The sequence below is a fragment of the Lishizhenia sp. genome (assembly GCF_057456495.1).
Window position 1 is genome coordinate 1 of record NZ_JBVCPV010000011.1, and the last position, 17,519, is coordinate 17,519.

Annotated in this window: 14 protein-coding genes; 5 read left to right on the forward strand and 9 right to left on the reverse strand. The window is 37.1% G+C overall.

Features of this window, described 5'->3' with window-relative positions; translation table 11 throughout:
* Nucleotides 1–104: SiaC family regulatory phosphoprotein (locus AC22ZQ_RS01655; RefSeq protein ID WP_318956856.1), on the forward strand; the 104-nt coding region annotated here is incomplete at its 5' end.
* A 1-nt stretch (nucleotide 105) separates the two neighbouring features.
* Nucleotides 106–696: a dephospho-CoA kinase gene (coaE, locus tag AC22ZQ_RS01660; protein ID WP_318956834.1), complete on the forward strand. Its 591-nt coding sequence runs from the start codon at nucleotides 106–108 to the stop codon at nucleotides 694–696.
* Here coaE and AC22ZQ_RS01665 read toward each other — a convergent pair.
* Nucleotides 678–1,346 carry a hypothetical protein gene (locus AC22ZQ_RS01665; protein WP_318956835.1) on the reverse strand — a complete coding sequence of 223 codons (669 nt, stop codon included), beginning with the start codon at nucleotides 1,344–1,346 and terminating at the stop codon, nucleotides 678–680. The genes coaE and AC22ZQ_RS01665 overlap by 19 nt on opposite strands.
* A gap of 112 nt (nucleotides 1,347–1,458) precedes the next feature.
* Here AC22ZQ_RS01665 and AC22ZQ_RS01670 point away from each other — a divergent pair, with 112 nt between their 5' ends.
* Together AC22ZQ_RS01670 and AC22ZQ_RS01675 are read left to right on the forward strand one after the other, a co-directional pair.
* A complete protein-coding gene (locus AC22ZQ_RS01670) occupies nucleotides 1,459–3,588 on the forward strand; it encodes a S46 family peptidase (protein ID WP_318956836.1) in 2,130 nt (709 codons plus the stop codon).
* A 2-nt stretch (nucleotides 3,589–3,590) separates the two neighbouring features.
* On the forward strand, nucleotides 3,591–4,955 hold the full coding sequence (locus AC22ZQ_RS01675) for a M20/M25/M40 family metallo-hydrolase (RefSeq protein ID WP_318956837.1): 1,365 nt from the start codon (nucleotides 3,591–3,593) through the stop codon (nucleotides 4,953–4,955).
* 15 nt (nucleotides 4,956–4,970) lie between these two features.
* Here AC22ZQ_RS01675 and AC22ZQ_RS01680 read toward each other — a convergent pair whose 3' ends face one another.
* The gene (locus AC22ZQ_RS01680) at nucleotides 4,971–5,255 is read right to left on the reverse strand and encodes an FtsB family cell division protein (protein ID WP_318956838.1); all 285 of its coding nucleotides are present in this window, start codon (nucleotides 5,253–5,255) and stop codon (nucleotides 4,971–4,973) included.
* Between the two features lie 204 nt (nucleotides 5,256–5,459).
* Between AC22ZQ_RS01680 and AC22ZQ_RS01685 the strand changes: the two genes are divergently transcribed.
* The gene (locus AC22ZQ_RS01685) at nucleotides 5,460–6,689 is read left to right on the forward strand and encodes an ATP-binding protein (protein ID WP_318956839.1); all 1,230 of its coding nucleotides are present in this window, start codon (nucleotides 5,460–5,462) and stop codon (nucleotides 6,687–6,689) included.
* A gap of 49 nt (nucleotides 6,690–6,738) precedes the next feature.
* On the opposite strand, the gene AC22ZQ_RS01690 is transcribed toward AC22ZQ_RS01685, so the two are convergent.
* From AC22ZQ_RS01690 to argS, 7 genes are all read right to left on the reverse strand, one after another.
* Nucleotides 6,739–7,644 carry an AAC(3) family N-acetyltransferase gene (locus AC22ZQ_RS01690; RefSeq protein WP_318956840.1) on the reverse strand — a complete coding sequence of 302 codons (906 nt, stop codon included), beginning with the start codon at nucleotides 7,642–7,644 and terminating at the stop codon, nucleotides 6,739–6,741.
* Nucleotides 7,644–8,432, reverse strand: a complete 789-nt coding sequence (locus tag AC22ZQ_RS01695) for a hypothetical protein (RefSeq protein ID WP_318956841.1) — start codon at nucleotides 8,430–8,432, stop codon at nucleotides 7,644–7,646. The genes AC22ZQ_RS01690 and AC22ZQ_RS01695 overlap by 1 nt, the downstream gene beginning before the upstream one ends.
* The gene (locus AC22ZQ_RS01700) at nucleotides 8,433–10,529 is read right to left on the reverse strand and encodes a WG repeat-containing protein (protein ID WP_318956842.1); all 2,097 of its coding nucleotides are present in this window, start codon (nucleotides 10,527–10,529) and stop codon (nucleotides 8,433–8,435) included. It lies immediately after the preceding gene.
* A 144-nt stretch (nucleotides 10,530–10,673) separates the two neighbouring features.
* Nucleotides 10,674–11,849 carry a DEAD/DEAH box helicase gene (locus AC22ZQ_RS01705; RefSeq protein ID WP_318956843.1) on the reverse strand — a complete coding sequence of 392 codons (1,176 nt, stop codon included), beginning with the start codon at nucleotides 11,847–11,849 and terminating at the stop codon, nucleotides 10,674–10,676.
* Nucleotide 11,850: 1 nt separating this feature from the next.
* Entirely contained in the window at nucleotides 11,851–14,295 is a 2,445-nt protein-coding gene (lon, locus tag AC22ZQ_RS01710) for an endopeptidase La (RefSeq protein ID WP_318956844.1), read from the reverse strand.
* A 138-nt stretch (nucleotides 14,296–14,433) separates the two neighbouring features.
* The gene (locus AC22ZQ_RS01715; protein WP_318956845.1) at nucleotides 14,434–15,588 is read right to left on the reverse strand and encodes a putative sugar nucleotidyl transferase; all 1,155 of its coding nucleotides are present in this window, start codon (nucleotides 15,586–15,588) and stop codon (nucleotides 14,434–14,436) included.
* Nucleotides 15,589–15,598: 10 nt separating this feature from the next.
* A complete protein-coding gene (argS, locus tag AC22ZQ_RS01720) occupies nucleotides 15,599–17,500 on the reverse strand; it encodes an arginine--tRNA ligase (RefSeq protein ID WP_318956846.1) in 1,902 nt (633 codons plus the stop codon).
* Between the last annotated feature and the right edge of the window lie 19 nt (nucleotides 17,501–17,519).

Below are 17,519 nucleotides of genomic sequence, written 5' to 3' on the forward strand. Positions count from 1 at the left end.
ATTGGTTCTTTGAGGAAGACGATGAGGATATGGAAGAGGCTGGTGAAGATTACCAGGCTATTATTGAGTTACCATTTACTATGGTTGAAGTAGACGAAATCTAGTATGACAGCCTTAAAAGTTGGAATTACTGGAGGAATTGGAGCTGGAAAATCCATTGTTTCAAAGGTTTTTGAACACCTCGGCTACCCTGTTTTTAATTCAGATCAAGTTGCTAAAGAATTGATGGCAAACAATTTTGAAATAAAAAAAGGCATTGTCCAATTATTTGGTGAGAAAGCTTATCTCGATGGTCAACTCAATAGAGCTCATTTATCTGACATCGTTTTTAAGGATAAATCAAAAATAGAAGCACTCAACCAACTTGTGCACCCCGCTGTACGTGCAGCATTCGATGAAGCTGCTTCTCAAAGTGTCGCTCCGCTGATCTTTAATGAAGCAGCCATCCTGTATGAAACAGGAGCCTATAAAAAATTCGATCATATTATTCTGGTGACCGCTGATGAGGAAATAAGAATAAAGCGCACCATGTCCCGAGATAACAGCTCAGCAGAAGCTGTTAAAGCTCGCATGACCAATCAAATGACTGACGAAGAAAAAAGAGCTTTTGCTCCTTTTGAAATAAAAAATGACGGCAAACAATTGGTCCTCCCTCAGGTCTTACAATTTATAGCAGACTACTCCACTTCCTCGTAATCGTCAAAGTCATCATCTCCTCGGTTTTCCAAGCCACTTCTATTGGGATGATTTGGTCCACCAGTATTATTTCGACCAGGAATACCTAGCAACATTTGAATTCCATTTACTAGTTTCAGCAGTATAGAAACCATAAAAAAGAACCCCACCACTTTGAAAACAAAACCAAAAATGGGCGTATCTTCTATATTCAAAATACTATTGTAAAACCAATTACTTACTGGATTTTGAGAAAAGCTAGGTTCTATAATAAATAAGATAAAAAAGCCTAGAGAGAGTAAAATTACTATTCCTTCTGTCTTCTTATTAAAGGTCTCACCACCTCCTCTATTCATTAATCTTCCCTGCAATTGAACGAAGGCATTTCTCACCTCTGCATTCTGATACTTACCCAAGAAATACATGAGCAAAACTCCACCCGCAACAACTAACCTTGGATAATTTATCATACCATCTTCTTGATAGACACAAAAAAGGAAGGTAACATCCACCAAAAAGAAATAACGAATAAGTTTTAAGATATAGGTCTCTACTTGAGATTTTGGAGCAACTCCTCTCAACAAGCTTATTCCGGCATTAATGATCCACCATATAAATCCAAATATGGCGAAAACAACGCCCAAACGAAAAATAAAATTTAAAGTATCCACACTACAAAAATGCAATTTCTAAACCATTTACAAAGCAATTTTTAGGCTTTTCCTTGACACTTTGGTATATTTACCTCGCAGAAAATTGAAGCACAACTATAATAAAAATTACATGAAAAAATTACTCTTGATTTTATGTGTAGGAATCGGATTCTTCGGTAGATCTGAAGAAGGAATGATTATTCCTACCCTACTTTCAGCGTTTGAATCTGACATGCAAGCCATGGGGATGAAATTAAGCGCTGAAGACATCTATGATGCAAACAACGCAAGTATTAAAGATGCGGTTATGCACTTTGGAGGAGGATGTACCGCTGAGATCGTTTCTGATCAAGGTTTAATGCTTACCAATCACCACTGTGGGTTTTCACAAATCAATGCGCACTCTACCTTAGAAAACAACTACTTGAAATATGGTTTTTGGGCAAAATCTAAAGCAGATGAGTTAGCAAACCCTGGACTAACGGCAACACGTATGGTGCGTATAGAAGACGTTACGCGTGCTACCTTGGCTGGTACCGAAGATTTAAGTGGTAAGGATTTGGCAATGAAAATCAGAACAAACATTGCTTTATTAGTATCTGAAGCAACGAAAGGAACCCACTACTCTGCTGAAATCAAGCCTTTTGATTACGGAAACAGTTACTACCTATTAGTAAAAGAAGAGTTTTTAGACGTTCGTTTAGTTGGAGCTCCACCGTCATCAGTAGGAAAATTTGGAGGAGACACAGATAACTGGGTATGGCCACGTCATACGGGTGATTTTTCTGTATTTAGAATCTACGCAGGAGAAAATAATGAACCTGCAGAGTATAGCGTTAACAACAAGCCTTACCAACCTTTACACTACCTCCCTGTATCTGTAAAAAACAGAAAAGAGAACGATTTCACGATGGTTTTTGGTTTTCCAGGAAGAACCTACCAACACACAATTTCAAGTGAATTAGCCTTCATCATTGACACGCAAAGACCTGCACAAATTAGAATGAGAGATCATTCTTTATCTGTAATTAAACCAGCGATGAAAGCTTCGGAAGCTACAACATTACAGTATGCTTCTAAACAATCTAGAATTGCCAATGCATGGAAAAAATGGATAGGACAGATAGATGGTTTAAAGAGAAATGATGCCGTTGCTAAAAAACTAGCATATGAAAAACGTTATACAGAGCAAGCTAACCTTAACAGAAACTGGAAAGAAAAATACGGAACTGTTGTTGCAGACTTGAATGCTTTGGCCAAGGAATATAACAATGCGAATTTTGCTTACGAAATGTTTATTGAATATGCCTACTACGGTCCGGAAGCCATTCGTACAGCGCGTAACCTCTACGCTAAACTTATCGATACAGCAACTTTTAAAAATGAGGAAAAATTGGCTCAATTAAAAGCTGATTTAATGGCGAGTGCTGAAGGTCATTTCAAAAACTTTGACGCCACTATTGACAAAGAGATTTTCAAATTGCAAACTGCCGAATATATCAAGCATTTAGACGAAAGCATGATGCCTGAGATTCTTAAAGGGATGAATGTAAACGAGTTTGCTGAAAACGCTTACAAAAAATCAATTACAGCCAATAAAGAAAAATACATCAAGTTCATTGAAAAACTAAGCTTAAAATCTGCAAAGAAATTCAAGAAAGATCCAATGTTCCAATTGTACAAAGATGTTGATCAAACCTTTAGAGCTACCGCTTTGAATGATGTACGCGAATACAGTGCTAAGAAAAATGAGTTAATGAAAACGTATGTAGCCGGTAAATACGAAATGTTCCCAGACGATAAACACTGGGCAAATGCCAACTCTACTTTGCGTGTTACTTATGGTAAATTGGAAGGAAGTTACCCGACAGATGGAATCAAATACACACCGCATACGACGTTAAAAGGACTTATCGAAAAATACAACACAGGAAACCCTGACTTCGAGGTATTGCCGCGTATGTTAGAGCTTTATGAAGCTAAAGATTACGGAGACTATGCGCAAGACGGTGAACTTTGGGTATGTTTTACAGGATCTAATCACACCACAGGAGGAAACTCGGGATCTCCGGTTTTAGATGCTGAAGGAAACTTAGTTGGATTAAACTTCGATAGAAGCTGGGAAAGTACGATGAGTGACTACATGTTTGATGCGTCTCGTTGTAGAAATATTACAGTTGACGTACGTTACGTTTTGTGGATTATGGACACATACGCTAATGCGGGTCACCTAGTAGAAGAAATGACTTTAATAAAGTAAATATGAAGTACATCAGTTTGTTTATTCTTTTAACTGCATTGGTTACTGCCCAAGCACAAAATGCGGACAGTGTTTTTATTAAATCACTTTACAATAAAGCTTTAACAGAAGGTAAAGCCTACGAAGACTTGCGCAGTTTATGTAAAGATGTTGGAGCCCGTTTATCAGGTTCGGCAGAGGCAGATATGGCCATCAAATGGGGAATGAACAAACTGATGTCTTATAACTTTGACACCGTTTATTTACAAGAAATTGAAATTCCACACTGGGAGCGCGGTTCAAAGGAAGCAGCTTGGATAGAAACGAGCAAAGGTGAAATTATAAAACTAGACATTTTAGCCTTGGGAGGATCTGTACCAACGGAAGGACTCATCACTAAAGACCTCGTTTATTTTAAAGATTTGAATGCGCTCAAGGCTGCAAAAAAGAAGGACATTGAAGGAAAAGTAGTCTTTATCAATCAAGCCATGGATGCCACGCAAATCACAACTTTCAAAGCCTATGGAATGTGCTGGCCTATGCGCGGTTTAGGTGCAGTTGAAGCTTCGAAAAAAGGAGCAACTGCCGTTGTAATTCGTTCGCTTGGATTACCTCAGGACGACCATCCCCATACAGGATCTATGGTCTATAAAGACGATGTAGAAAAAATACCGGCGGCAGCCCTTTCTACAAATTCAGCCAATTTATTAGCAGAGCGATTACAAGAAGAAACTTTACAAATCTCATTACAGTTAAACTGTAGAACCTTGCCTAATCGCAAATCCTTTAATGTAATTGCAGAAATGTGGGGAAACGAGAACAAGGATGAAATCATCACATTCGGAGGACATTTGGACAGTTGGGATGTTGGTGAAGGTGCACACGATGATGGAGCCGGAATTGTTCATGCCATGGAAGCGTTACGTTTATTAAAGGAAGCGAACTATCAACCAAAGCATACCTTAAGATGTGTTTTCTTTATGAATGAAGAAAATGGAAACATGGGAGGTAAAACCTATGCAAACTGGACGTTTGAACGAGGAGAAAAACAAATTGCTGCAATTGAAAGTGACCGAGGAGGATTTGCACCAAGAGGTTTCTCATGTGATGGTTCAGCAGATCATATTTCATGGTTAAAAAGCTTGGCACCAGTACTTAAACCCTACGAGTTACACAAATTTGAGAAGGGTTACGGAGGAGTCGATATCAATCCGCTTAAAGAGAACTATCCAGATATAGCTCTTTTCGGTTTTGTACCAGATTCACAACGCTACTTCGATTTTCACCATACAGCAGACGATGTATTTGAAAATGTACATAAAAGAGAATTAGAATTGGGATGTGCAAGTATGGCTGCTTTCCTGTTCTTAATCGACCAAGGATTTTAAGATACGGTTATAGAGCTATTCGTAAGCAATAACAAAGATGTCTTCATCTTCTTTTTTGAACATCTTTTTTTCTCGCGCAAATTTTTCAAGAGCATTTATATCACTCAATTCATCCAAAACAGCTTTTGTTTGTTTTAGTTGAACTTCCATATAATCTCTTTCTTCTCTTAATTCACTGAGTTTTGCTTTTTGATGAAAGATGGTTATGATATCCACATCATCCAAAAACAAAATATAAACCAAAAAGATACTAAAGGTTATGACGTATTTATTTCTGAAATATTTGAGTCGCTTAATCACGGTATAAAGCTCTTAATTTCCTTTCATAAATCCATACCCTTAGGTTCAAACTTATAAACAGCCCGACCTTAGTATCTCAATTCACAAGACTTGAACTATTCAACACGAATAAAGGTTATTTTAGCCTTGAACAATGAACGCTTTATCGAATTAATAAAAAAGCGACTTTAAGGATTCTTTAATTTGAGTATTAATAGGGGGTACATGCGTTTTAAAAAATACATATTGTTAGGGTTAATATTACTGCTCGTGGTAATATCCAACGCAGAGTTCATTATGAACCAGAATAAGATTCACAATAAGTACAGACAATGGACCAAACAAGCCAATGTAGAAAAGCTTCAAAGTGAAACAATTCTTTATGAGTATTACCAAAATACGAATTCAGAAAATGTACAATTTAACCTTGACAACAGTATTCAAAAACTCCAGGAGATGAATAATTCTTTCATGGCGAATAACACCTGTGAGGAATACATAAATTTCAAAACATTCATTAACGAAAAAATTGTTCGGTTAAAAGAGGTCTATCAAAAAAATAACCCAAACACAACTCCCTTTATATTTACGAATATCATTACGGGAATACAAGAACAATTAGACTTGATTATAGAGCATTTCGAAAAGGAAGAAAGTAACAAAATAGCTAAGGTTCATCTTTTTCAAATATTATTCAATATAATGGCGCTCCTAATCGTAAGCTATCTTTTCTATTCAGGAATCTTGCGCTCAGAAAGAAAGTGGGCGAGTTTGAAGGAAGAACAAGAAGCGTCTATTAACACCCTTCGTTCTCAACAAACACAAATTGGAGAAAACGTATTTGTGCAATCTTCTACGCTTAAAGAACACATAGAAAATTTAGAAGCTCTCATTCGCTCTTCCGAGCAATTTACTCCTGAGGTGCAAGACCTTATAGAAGACAACTTGTACGAAATAAAAAATACGCTAAATAGCATGAATTTGTATTTTCAATCTAACGTTCAAGAGAAAAATTTAAACACGAACCTCACTCCAGCATTCATTGCGCTTATCAACTATTTTGATTTAGAAAACAACGTTCACGGTATACCTAAAGAGGACATTTGGGTAAAATGTGACAGTCAAGATATTTTACTGTTTTTGAAATTTCTTTTTAAAACCATCAAGGAAAATAAAAAGGAGAACGAAAATCTGCACATAACCCTAGAAGAAAAGCGCACCGATGAATTTGTAGAGATCGTAATTCGCGACAATGGTAAAGGGATACACCCCGATGTTATGCCTAAACTGTTTCAATTAAATCCAACGTTGGAAAATGACAGAAACTACAATACTTCGTTGACCTTTCAATTCGCGTTGCTCCAAAAGATTATTAATGATTATCAAGGTGAATTTAAAGTGGATTCTGAATGGAATAAAGGAACCACTTATCGCTTCAAGCTAGCATTGGCGTAATAAGAGCTACTTCAAATAAAAAGACAAAAAAGCATCCCCTCCCTTCTCTTTAAAGCTCCTCTCCATTTGGAGTATACATGGTAATCCCTTCTTTTTCGTAGTAATAAATCATGTGCTCTAGCATTTTCTTTGCATCAAAAAGATAGGTTTTTGCCTTTCCAACTTTCACTTCTTCTGCCACACCTTTCTCAACAAAAAGTGGAAGGAGCTCATCACATTTTCTTTTCGCAGAAAATTCTGGATTGTGAACCTTGGTGCTAATCTGAGAAACATTTCCGTGAGCATCTTTCATCTCTACCGTAAACTCTTCGTGATAATAGACAGGATATTTAAATTCCTCCACGGCATCTTCCATACAGTGTAAACTTGTTCCTGCATTATCCAGACTAACACCTATGTATAGAATCTTTCCACCCTTATGTGCTAATTTGTACCAAGGAGAGTTCTTTGCATAGGGAGTATGATCTAAATGATGTTCATTCGTAAAATAGACGGCATCTTTTCCTACACAACTTACAGGCTCTGTTGGATGTAAACTTCTTATTGCATTCGGTAATTTTCTAAAATACTCAGTTATTGCACCCAAGGCACTTTTATCGTGATTCACATCAAAACAAGTTAAGTTTCTTATGTAATCTAATTGTAATGAACCATTTGGTGAATTAGGCATTAAAAGGTTTCCTTCTGATCCCAAACAAGTTAGTAAAGCATCTACTACAGCCTTTGGTCCACCTTCTACAAATCCTATTTTAGATAAACTAGAATGCACCAATAGGTTATCTCCCTCTACAATTCCTATGGATTTAAAATTTGCAATAAGGTCATCTTTTGTAATTACTTGCCCCTTCTTTTTTTGATTTTTAAGGGCGGCATTCACTTTCTTTTTCTTGTACTTGCGAAATGCATTAAGTAAAAACTGAGGAGTATTGCTCCTTACAAAATCTCTAAGTGCCATTATTGATAAATAAAGGTGTATTTGATATATCCGTTTTGACTTCTTGGCGCACTCTCTGAATAATTAAACCTAGAAATAGACGCGTATTCTTCTGCTTTTGAAATCATACAGGCATTAGCATTCGTACTTCGTTTAGCATCATATTTAGCAGAAATCACCTTTCCATTTTGTCCTACTTTAATATCTACCACAACTACTCCGTCAACATTTCCACAAGTATACCCTGGATTCCTTATGTACCAATCATTATTGTTCAATGGCGTACGTTTTGTCAACTGAAAACTCACCATGGTTTCAGCCTTTATTCCTTGCGAACTCGATGCCTGATTTTGTGTTTTAGATTTCGTTTTTGTTGGAGGCTCTGGTTGACTTTCATTTTCGGTGATATCCATGTTGCTTTCAGAAGGTTTACTCCCCTCTTTTTGTCCAGCAATCTCTTGTTTCATCGCCTCCTCTACATCATATGCATTTTGAGAAGGGTCGGTCACAGAAGATGTATAGTTTTCCGGTCTTTCAACTTTTTCTCGCGTATCGTCTACATTTTGCACCATGTTCTTAACTTCTTTAGACATGTCGTACAATTCTTGTTCTGCAGGTGTCTCTATTTGATCAGGTGTAATTTCTATATCCTCTTTTTCGTCGTACTTCCCTTCAAAATTCCATTTTTCGTAATCTACTTTTTCTTCATAGGTTGCGATCTGAAAATAAAAAAACAAGGCAACGTGTACTCCCAATGTTGCGAGTATACCGTATTTATGTTTCTCTATGAAGGCTGCGAATTTATACACTTATTGGATTGAAATAAAACGATTCGTACTGATTTGATAATAACTAAATGCCTCACCTGCGTACAAGATCAATAGATCATCATCTTGACGCTTTATTCTTTGGTAAATAGGAGGAACGATAACCTCTCCTTTAACGTTCACAATTCCCATTCTATTGTTCTGGGTAACGATAAGTAACTCATCTGTTAAGTAACGGATATCCATATATTCTGCCGGTATAACAAACTCTCCCGTTTCGTTAATGGCTCCGTATTTACTGTTTTGTTGTACTATCCCTATTCCCGATCTAAAGCTTTCTGCATATTCATATTGGTAAGGAATAATTAAACGCGTAGTTAAGTTGGTATACCCCCAACCATTTCCTTTCGTAATAGCTATCAATTTTCCATAGTCTCCTACATAAGTAAACACCGCAGGAATAACAACTTTACCCAAAGAATCTATCATACCGAATTTTCCTCCTTGGTTCACACGTGCATAGTTATTTTTAAACTCAGCTAATTCCTGTGCATTGTCGAAAACATCAAAAACTTGTGCATCAATGATCATATTTCCGCGTGCATCTACGTATCCAATTTTACCATTCTTCATGAATAGAATACGATTAGATGAAAGCACACCAATCTCATCCAGTGGTTCTAAAATTACCTCATCGTAATTCACGTCCACTAATTTTTGATAGCCATACTTTTTCGCTTTCAATACCTCATCAGAAAGCCAAATCAAATCTTCATAGCGCGGCTGTAAGTAAAAACTCCCGTCCTTATAGATATATCCAACTTTACCGTTTTCAATAACCTTTGCTACTCCATTGTTAAATGAATATGCCTCTTGGTAAATTGGGTCGAGTACTGTACTTCCAAAAGCATCGTAATAACCATACATTTGCCCCTCTTTTTGTCCGTAACAAACTCCTTCCATGTACGGACCTAAATCTTCAAATATCGCAGGAATGACCATCTCTCCAGTTCGGTCTATCATTCCCATTTTACCATTCATTTCAATCACAGCCCTACCATTGATAAAGTCATAAGCGTCGTCAAATACATAATCAACAACCTGAACTCCCGTTTTATCAATGAAACCGTACAGACCTTCTTTTTCAACAATGGCCATACCTTCTTTAAAGAAACCAGCTGAAGCAAATTGTGCCTCTACTACTAATTTCCCTTTCGAATCCATGTACCCGAATTTCCCATCTACTTGAATGGGTAATAGATCTTCCTCTACCAAGGCCAATTCTTTTTCGACTTTATCTCCGAATGGAAACGCTGGATACTTCTTTTTAAACTTCTCTATGCTTGCCTTTGAATAATCTACGGTTGAAAGTTTGTACAACTTCATCCATGCTTCATTCACCCTAGGATGTTGAGAATATCTACTTACAAACTGTGCATATTCTTCAATAGAGTGATTGGGGATACTTAATTCATACACTTGATCTTGCGCAAACTTTCTGTAAGGAGAGTTCGGGTAGCTTAAAGAAAACTTATGATAAGCCTCTACTGTACCCTCTTTGGTATTTTCTGAGAATTGAGTTCTGAAATAATCACGCTGAATTTCATCTGCAAAAACAGAAGTAGGGTATTTACTCAAGAATGCCTGGTACCCTTTATTACTGTCTTCGGCTTTTGCAATGATGTACGCCAATTGGTCTCTTAAGAAGATTGCACTATCTACGTATTCACTTTCTGGGTGATTGTTGATATAATAATTGTATCGCTCTATAGAATTCTCGTCTTGAACTTTAAAGAAATACTTTTCGTTAATGTCCTTTTTCAAACTTCTCAAAGAATCTATAGAATAACCATAGCTTTCTTTATATTCTAGAATTGTTTTCGGCTCTAAATCAATGTAAGAATTAATGGCTGTATTCACCATTAAATAAGCTTTATCTAAATCTGTGAAAGGGTTATCCCCTCTACTGTAAAGTGCAGCCAAAGCAAAACTAGCTATGGTAGAATCCTTTCGAATTACCTTTTCTAACTTCTCTTTTGCTTCGAAGTAATTGTACTCTTGCATGGCCTCAAAACCTTTCTTTGTAGCACACCCTGCAATCAATACAGTACCCAGGAAAAAATATAATGCTTTCTTCATTTTAGTTGTATCAAAAATATTAAGAAATGATTTTCTGATTAGGTCCAAAAATAAGAAAAGCAGATTGATTTATTATCTGCTTCTCTTCTTTTACCATTTATCTTTTGTTCCTAATTCTTCGTTTGCTTTTTTGAGGAGACTTTGTCAGTCATCTGTACCGTCATCACTGTCATCAATAATGGATTTATACTCCATTTTAGAGATTTCATAAACTTCTATCTCGTTACCTGTGAACTCTTCAATAGCTTTTAGATATTCTTGTTCTTGCGGACTACAAAATGCGATGGCCCATCCCTTTTCTTTTCCACGTCCAGTTCTACCTACACGGTGAACATAATTTTCAGGTTCTTCAGGTAAATCATAATTTACAACGTAACCTACTCCAGGAATATCAATCCCTCTAGCTGCAACATCTGTAGTTATCAAAACCTTACACTCACCAGACTTAAATTTAGAAAGGATGGAAAATCTATCTTTCTGTTCAACATCTCCATGTATCGTTTCCGCCTCTATTGCTACACGCTCCATGGCCTTTTTAACACGTTCTGCCCTCACTTTGGTACGCACAAAAACAATTAACTTTTGCTCTTCGTTTTCTTTGATTAAATTCTCCAAGAAGAAGCGTTTGTCATCCATTTCAACATGAGCAACACTGTGCTCAATATTTTTAGCAACAGGATTTTTAGGGGAGATTTGAATTCTAATGGCATTACGCACTAGATCGTACGCCAATTCTTTAATCTTTTTATTAATCGTCGCTGAGAAGAAAAGCGTTTGACGTTTTCTTGGAATATGACGCATCACATCTTTAATATCCTTGATAAAACCAAGATCTAACATGTGATCGGCCTCGTCTAAAACCAACACTTTCAATGCCGTAATATCCAAGTGCTTCTGGGCAATTAAATCGAACATACGACCAGGCGTTGAAATCACAACATCCACTCCGTTATTCAATTGTGCAATTTGTTGATCTTGCTCAACACCTCCATAAATCGCAGCGACCTTCACTTTAATGTGCTTGGCAACATCTTTATACACCTCTTCGATTTGTTTGGCCAACTCACGGGTTGGAACCATCACCAAGGTATGTACCGATTTCTTAGCGTACTTACTTTGTTTGTTTTGCAGTATCAACTCTAAAGTTGGAATTACAAAACTTGCCGTTTTACCGGTACCCGTTTGCGCAATGGCCAACACATCTTCTCCATCCAAAATGGGTTTTATGGCTTTAAATTGTATATCTGTTGGACGATTCCATCCTAAAGCCTCTAACCTTTCTTTAATCTCAGGAGCTATTTTGTAATCCTTAAACTTCATCTTAATCTATACTAACTGGATTTTTAACCTTCGTTTCTAATAACGCAATATCTAAAACTTCTTTCATATTCGTTACAAAATGGAAAGTTAATCCTTTTAGATAATCTTCTTTTATTTCTTCAACATCTTGTCTGTTCTTTTCACACAAAATGATTTCTTTAATTTTTGCTCTCTTCGCTGCGAGGATTTTTTCTTTGATTCCTCCTACAGGCAATACTTCACCTCTCAAGGTAATTTCACCTGTCATGGCCAAGTACTTCTTCACTTTACGTTGTGTGAATAAACTCGCCAAAGATGTCAACATAGTTATACCTGCTGATGGACCATCTTTTGGAGTAGCACCTTCGGGCACGTGAATATGAACGTTGTGATTCTCGAATACTTCTTGCTTCAATCCGAACCAATCGGCGTGTGCTTTTAAATATTCTAAAGCAATCACGGCACTTTCTTTCATTACATCTCCAAGGTTACCCGTTAAGGTTAATTTCCCTTTTCCTTTGGTAACTAAGGACTCGATGAATAATATATCTCCTCCTACTGAAGTCCACGCTAAACCTGTTACAACCCCAGCCACATCGTTGTTGTTGTATTTGGTTCTACCTCTACCTGGACCTAACACTTTTTTAATGTGCTCAAGGTTCAATTTGATTACGTATTCCTCTTCTAAAGCAATTTGCTTTGCGCGGTTACGTACCAATTTAGAAATGATTTTATCCAATCCTCTTACACCACTTTCTGCCGTGTACTCTTCTACAACAAACTCCAGCAATTTTCTAGAGATGCTGAATTGATTTTTCTTCACACCATGGTTTCCTAATTGTTTAGGAATTAAGTGTTGTTTGGCAATTTCTATTTTCTCCTCAACGGTATATCCATTCACTTCAATGATTTCCATACGGTCTCTTAATGGACCTTGAATAGTACTTAAATCATTGGCTGTAGCGATAAATAAAACATTTGATAAGTCGTATTCCGTTTCAACGTAGTTATCGTAGAACTCTGTATTTTGCTCAGGGTCTAAAACCTCTAATAAAGCTGATGATGGATCTCCGTGATTACTTCTACCCAACTTATCAATCTCATCTAATACGAAAACAGGATTTGAGCTTTTTGCCTTTTTAATGTTTTGGATAACACGTCCTGGCATAGCACCAATATATGTTTTTCTGTGCCCGCGAATCTCACTTTCATCGTGCACTCCACCTAAAGACATACGTACATACTCTCTCCCTAAAGACTCCGCAATACTTTTCCCTAAAGAAGTTTTACCCACACCTGGAGGTCCGTAAAAACAAAGGATAGGAGATTTCATATCTTTTTTCAACTTCAATACGGCAAGGTATTCTAAGATACGCTCTTTCACCTTTTCTAAACCGTAGTGATCCCTATCTAAAATTTTAGCAGCTCGCTTAATATTTAAATTATCCTTAGAGTATTCTCCCCATGGAAGCTCCAGTAATAAATCCAAATAATTTAACTGTACCGTATACTCTGCCGACTGTGGATTCATACGTTCCACTTTTTGCAATTCTTTCAAGAAGATTTCCGAAACTTTCTTGTTCCACTTCTTCTTTTCGGCACGTTCTTGCATACGCTTGAACTCTTCCTCCTGCGGATTACCACCCAATTCATCTTGGATGGTTCTCATTTGCTGGTGCAAGTAGTACTCACGTTGTTGCTTGTCTAAATCTTGTTTAACACGCGTTTGAATTTCGTTACGCATTTCCAAAGCTTGCGCTTCAGCTGTTAAGTGTTCTAACACTTTCATTGCTCTCGTCTTCAAATCACTTTCTTCCAACATTTCTTGCTTTTGCGTTACATCAGCATTCATGTTAGATGATATGAAGTTCAATAAGAAAGTGGGACTTTCTATATTCTTAATCGCAAATTGTGCTTCAGAAGGAATATTTGGAGAATCCTTGATGATACGTAAAGCCAAGTCTTTCATTGTATCAATGATGGCATTGAACTCCTCGTCTCCCTCAGGGAATTTTGCTTCTTTAAAATAAGAAACCTTTGCTTTAAAATAAGGTTCTGATTGAACAGGAGTTTCCAATCTAAAGCGTCTTTTTCCTTGTATAATTACAGTACTCGAACCATCAGGCATCTTTAAAAGACGAACGATTTGAGCTACTGTTCCAACCTCGTGCATATCTGCAAACTCAGGTCTTTCTTCTGCCGAATTCTTTTGAGAAAGAACTCCGATAATCTTAGAACCTTCATTTGCCTCTTGAATCAATTTTAAGGATTTATCTCTTCCTACAGTAATGGGAATTACTACCCCTGGAAACAATACATTATTTCTCAAAGGAAGTATAGCTAACTCCTCAGGAAAATCCTGGTTGTTCATTGTTTCCTCTTCCTCTGGTGTGATTAATGGAATAAACTCTGCGTCGGCATCCATGGGACCATTAAAATTGAACATAGAATCAAAAATTTTACTCATATTATTAAAAGGCTTGCGCCATTATGTCAGTGTATATAAAAAATATCCGCCTCATACACCTTAAAACGATGCATGTAAAAGCGGATATATAATGTGGCAACTGCTGTGCCAAGCAAATGTTTATGTAAAATTGGCGTATTAGTGACTAAAGTTGTCAGCTATATAACCCAAGATTTCTCTTTCTTCGTCAGTCAACACTAGAGATCTTCTTCCCATCATGTTTTCTGCAACTTCAAAAGCTTTGTCTAGTTTAAAATTCACGAATCCGTCGCTACCTCCCCATGCAAAAGATGGAATATATTTCGGTGGAAAATCACCTCCATAAACATTCGCAGAAACCCCAATTACGGTAGCTGTATTAAACATGGTATTGATACCACATTTACTGTGATCTCCCATGCATACGCCCATAAATTGAACATCTGTTGCATCTATGCTTTCGGTTTCATAGCTGTAGGCTTTCACCAATCCATAGTTATTTTTAAGGTTGGATGAATTGGTATCTGCACCTAGGTTACACCACTCTCCTACTAATGAATTTCCTAAGAAGCCATCGTGACCTTTGTTAGAATAAGCTTGGAAAATAACGTTATTCACTTCACCTCCCACTTTACAGTGCTCTCCTAAACTTGTTGGTCCGTAAACCTTCGTAGCTAATTTCAAAGCACTGTGCTCTGCCATCGCCAAAGCTCCTCGAACTACAGAACCTTCCATAATCTCTGCGTCTTTACCTACGTAGATTGGTCCTGAAGTAACATTTAAAATACTTGCCTCAACTACAGCTCCCTCCTCCAAAAAGATTTGAGATGCATCTCCAATTAAAGTATTGGTTGCAGATAAGGGTTCACTTGATTTCCCTTTAGTATAAGTTGCAAAGTCTGCAGCCAAGACCTCAGCATTTTTCTGGTATAAATGCCAACGCTCTTCTAGCACAACCACATCCTCTATCTGAGTCTGTTTTGCACTATCTAAGCTTAAGTGTTCTCCTCTAAAAACAATCCATTCTTCTCCTTGAAAAATAGCTTCACCTGTCTCCAAGTTTTGCATTTTGTCTACAAGGTCTCTAGAAGGAATACATGCTGCATTTACAAAGAAGTTATCCTCTTTGATTACTGCTGGATATTTCTTGCTTAAATAAGCTTCAGTTACATAGCTAATTTGTGCATCTGGCACATACATTTCCCAACGTTGGTTGTTGGTAAACATACCCATGCGTAAATTCCCCACTGGCCTAGTTAAAGTCAGTGGAGCAAATTTCAAATGTTTTCCGTTATCGTGAAGAAGGATATTCATAATCTCATTTTTACATTCTATTTGGCACCTTGATACCTAATAAAAGCATTGCTTGTTTAATTACTTTAGCAACGTTCGCACTTAAAGCCAATCTTAATTGTTTCAACTCTTCGTTTGGCTCATTTAAAATGTATACACTTTGATAGAAAGTATTGTACAATTTCACCAATTCGAAAGTATAGTTAGCAATGAGTGCTGGACTATGATGCTTACCTGCTTCAGCAACCGTTTCTGGGAAGCTCGCAAGTAATTTGATTAATTCTTTCTCCTGTGCTCCGTATTCAGTTGTATCAAAAGCTTTCAACTCACCCGCTTTGCTCAATAAAGATTGAATTCTAGCATGTGCATATTGAATAAATGGAGCTGTGTTACCATTCAAGTCTATAGACTCTTTTGGATCGAACTTCATACGTTTCTGTGGATCTACTTTCAATAAGAAGTATTTCAAACCACCTAAACCTATCATTTCATATAAGTCGTTACGCTCTTCTTCAGAAAGTCCGTCTAAATGACCTCTTTCCTTTGTGGACTCCATGGCATCGTTTACAACTTCCTCCATCAAATCATCAGCATCTACCACTTTCCCTTCACGAGATTTCATTTTACCATCTGGTAAATCAACCATACCGTAAGACAAGTGGAAACAACTATCTGCCCAAGAGTAACCTAATTTCTTAAGTACTAAGAACAATACTTTAAAGTGATAATCTTGTTCGTTACCAACGGTATAAACTATACCATTCAAGTCTGGGTAATCTCTAAATCTATCGAAAGCTGTACCCAAATCTTGCGTCATGTAAACCGCAGTACCGTCTGCTCTCAACAATAGTTTTTCATCCAGTCCTTCGTCTGTAAGATCCACCCAAACACTACCGTCTTCTTTTTTGAAGAACAAGCCTTTTTCCAAACCTTCTAGCACCAAGTCTTTACCGATTAGGAAAGTATCAGATTCGTAGTACATTTTATCGAAGTCAACCCCCATACGCTTGTAAGTAGAGCCAAATCCTTCATATACCCAACCGTTCATGGTGTTCCATAAAAGGTAAGTTTGAGGATCTTTCGCCTCCCACTTCACCAACATGTCCTGAGCTTCTTTCAATAACTCCGTCTCGTTCTTTGTGAAACCAGCTAATTTACTTCTTAAAGAATTGTATTTTGATTTGTCTGCAACTGCGTCCGTTTCGGCAATTAAAGCAATCAACTTTTCAACTTTCTCAGCATCTTCTGCCTCAAAAGCACCTTCTTTTAATTTTTCTTCGGCTAAGGCACACGCTTCTTTGATCAATTGATTTTCAAACTCCACGTAGTATTTCCCCACGAAGTGATCTCCTTTGATTCCTGTAGTCTGCGGTGTTTCCTTTTGTCCATTTGCATCTTCCGGTGCAAACTTTTGCCAGGCCAACATACTCTTACAAATATGTATACCTCTATCGTTTACAATTTGCGTTTTGATTACATTATGTCCGTTCGCCTTTAATATTTCGGCAACACTATATCCTAAGAAGTTATTTCTTAAGTGACCCAAGTGTAAAGGTTTATTTGTATTTGGAGAAGAATATTCTACCATCAATGTGTCGCCACTATTTTCTGGCCTAAAACCGAAGCGAGCATCCGCATCAATATTTTTTAATTCCTTCAACCAGAATTCTTTGTTAATCACAAGGTTCAAAAACCCTTTAACCACATTGTATGCTTCTAACTCTTCTACATGTTCAACAAGGTAAGCTCCAACTTTCTCCCCTACTTCTTCGGGTTTAGTTTTCAGCATTTTAACAAAAGGGAAGGTTACCAAAGTAATATCCCCTTCAAACTCTTTTCTTGTCTTCTGAAATTGAACAAGGTTTTCGCTAATCTCCTGTCCAAAAATCTCTGTAGCAGCACTCAATAAAAGTGCTTTAATTTTATTCTCCATCTTCTATCTTCTCTAACGT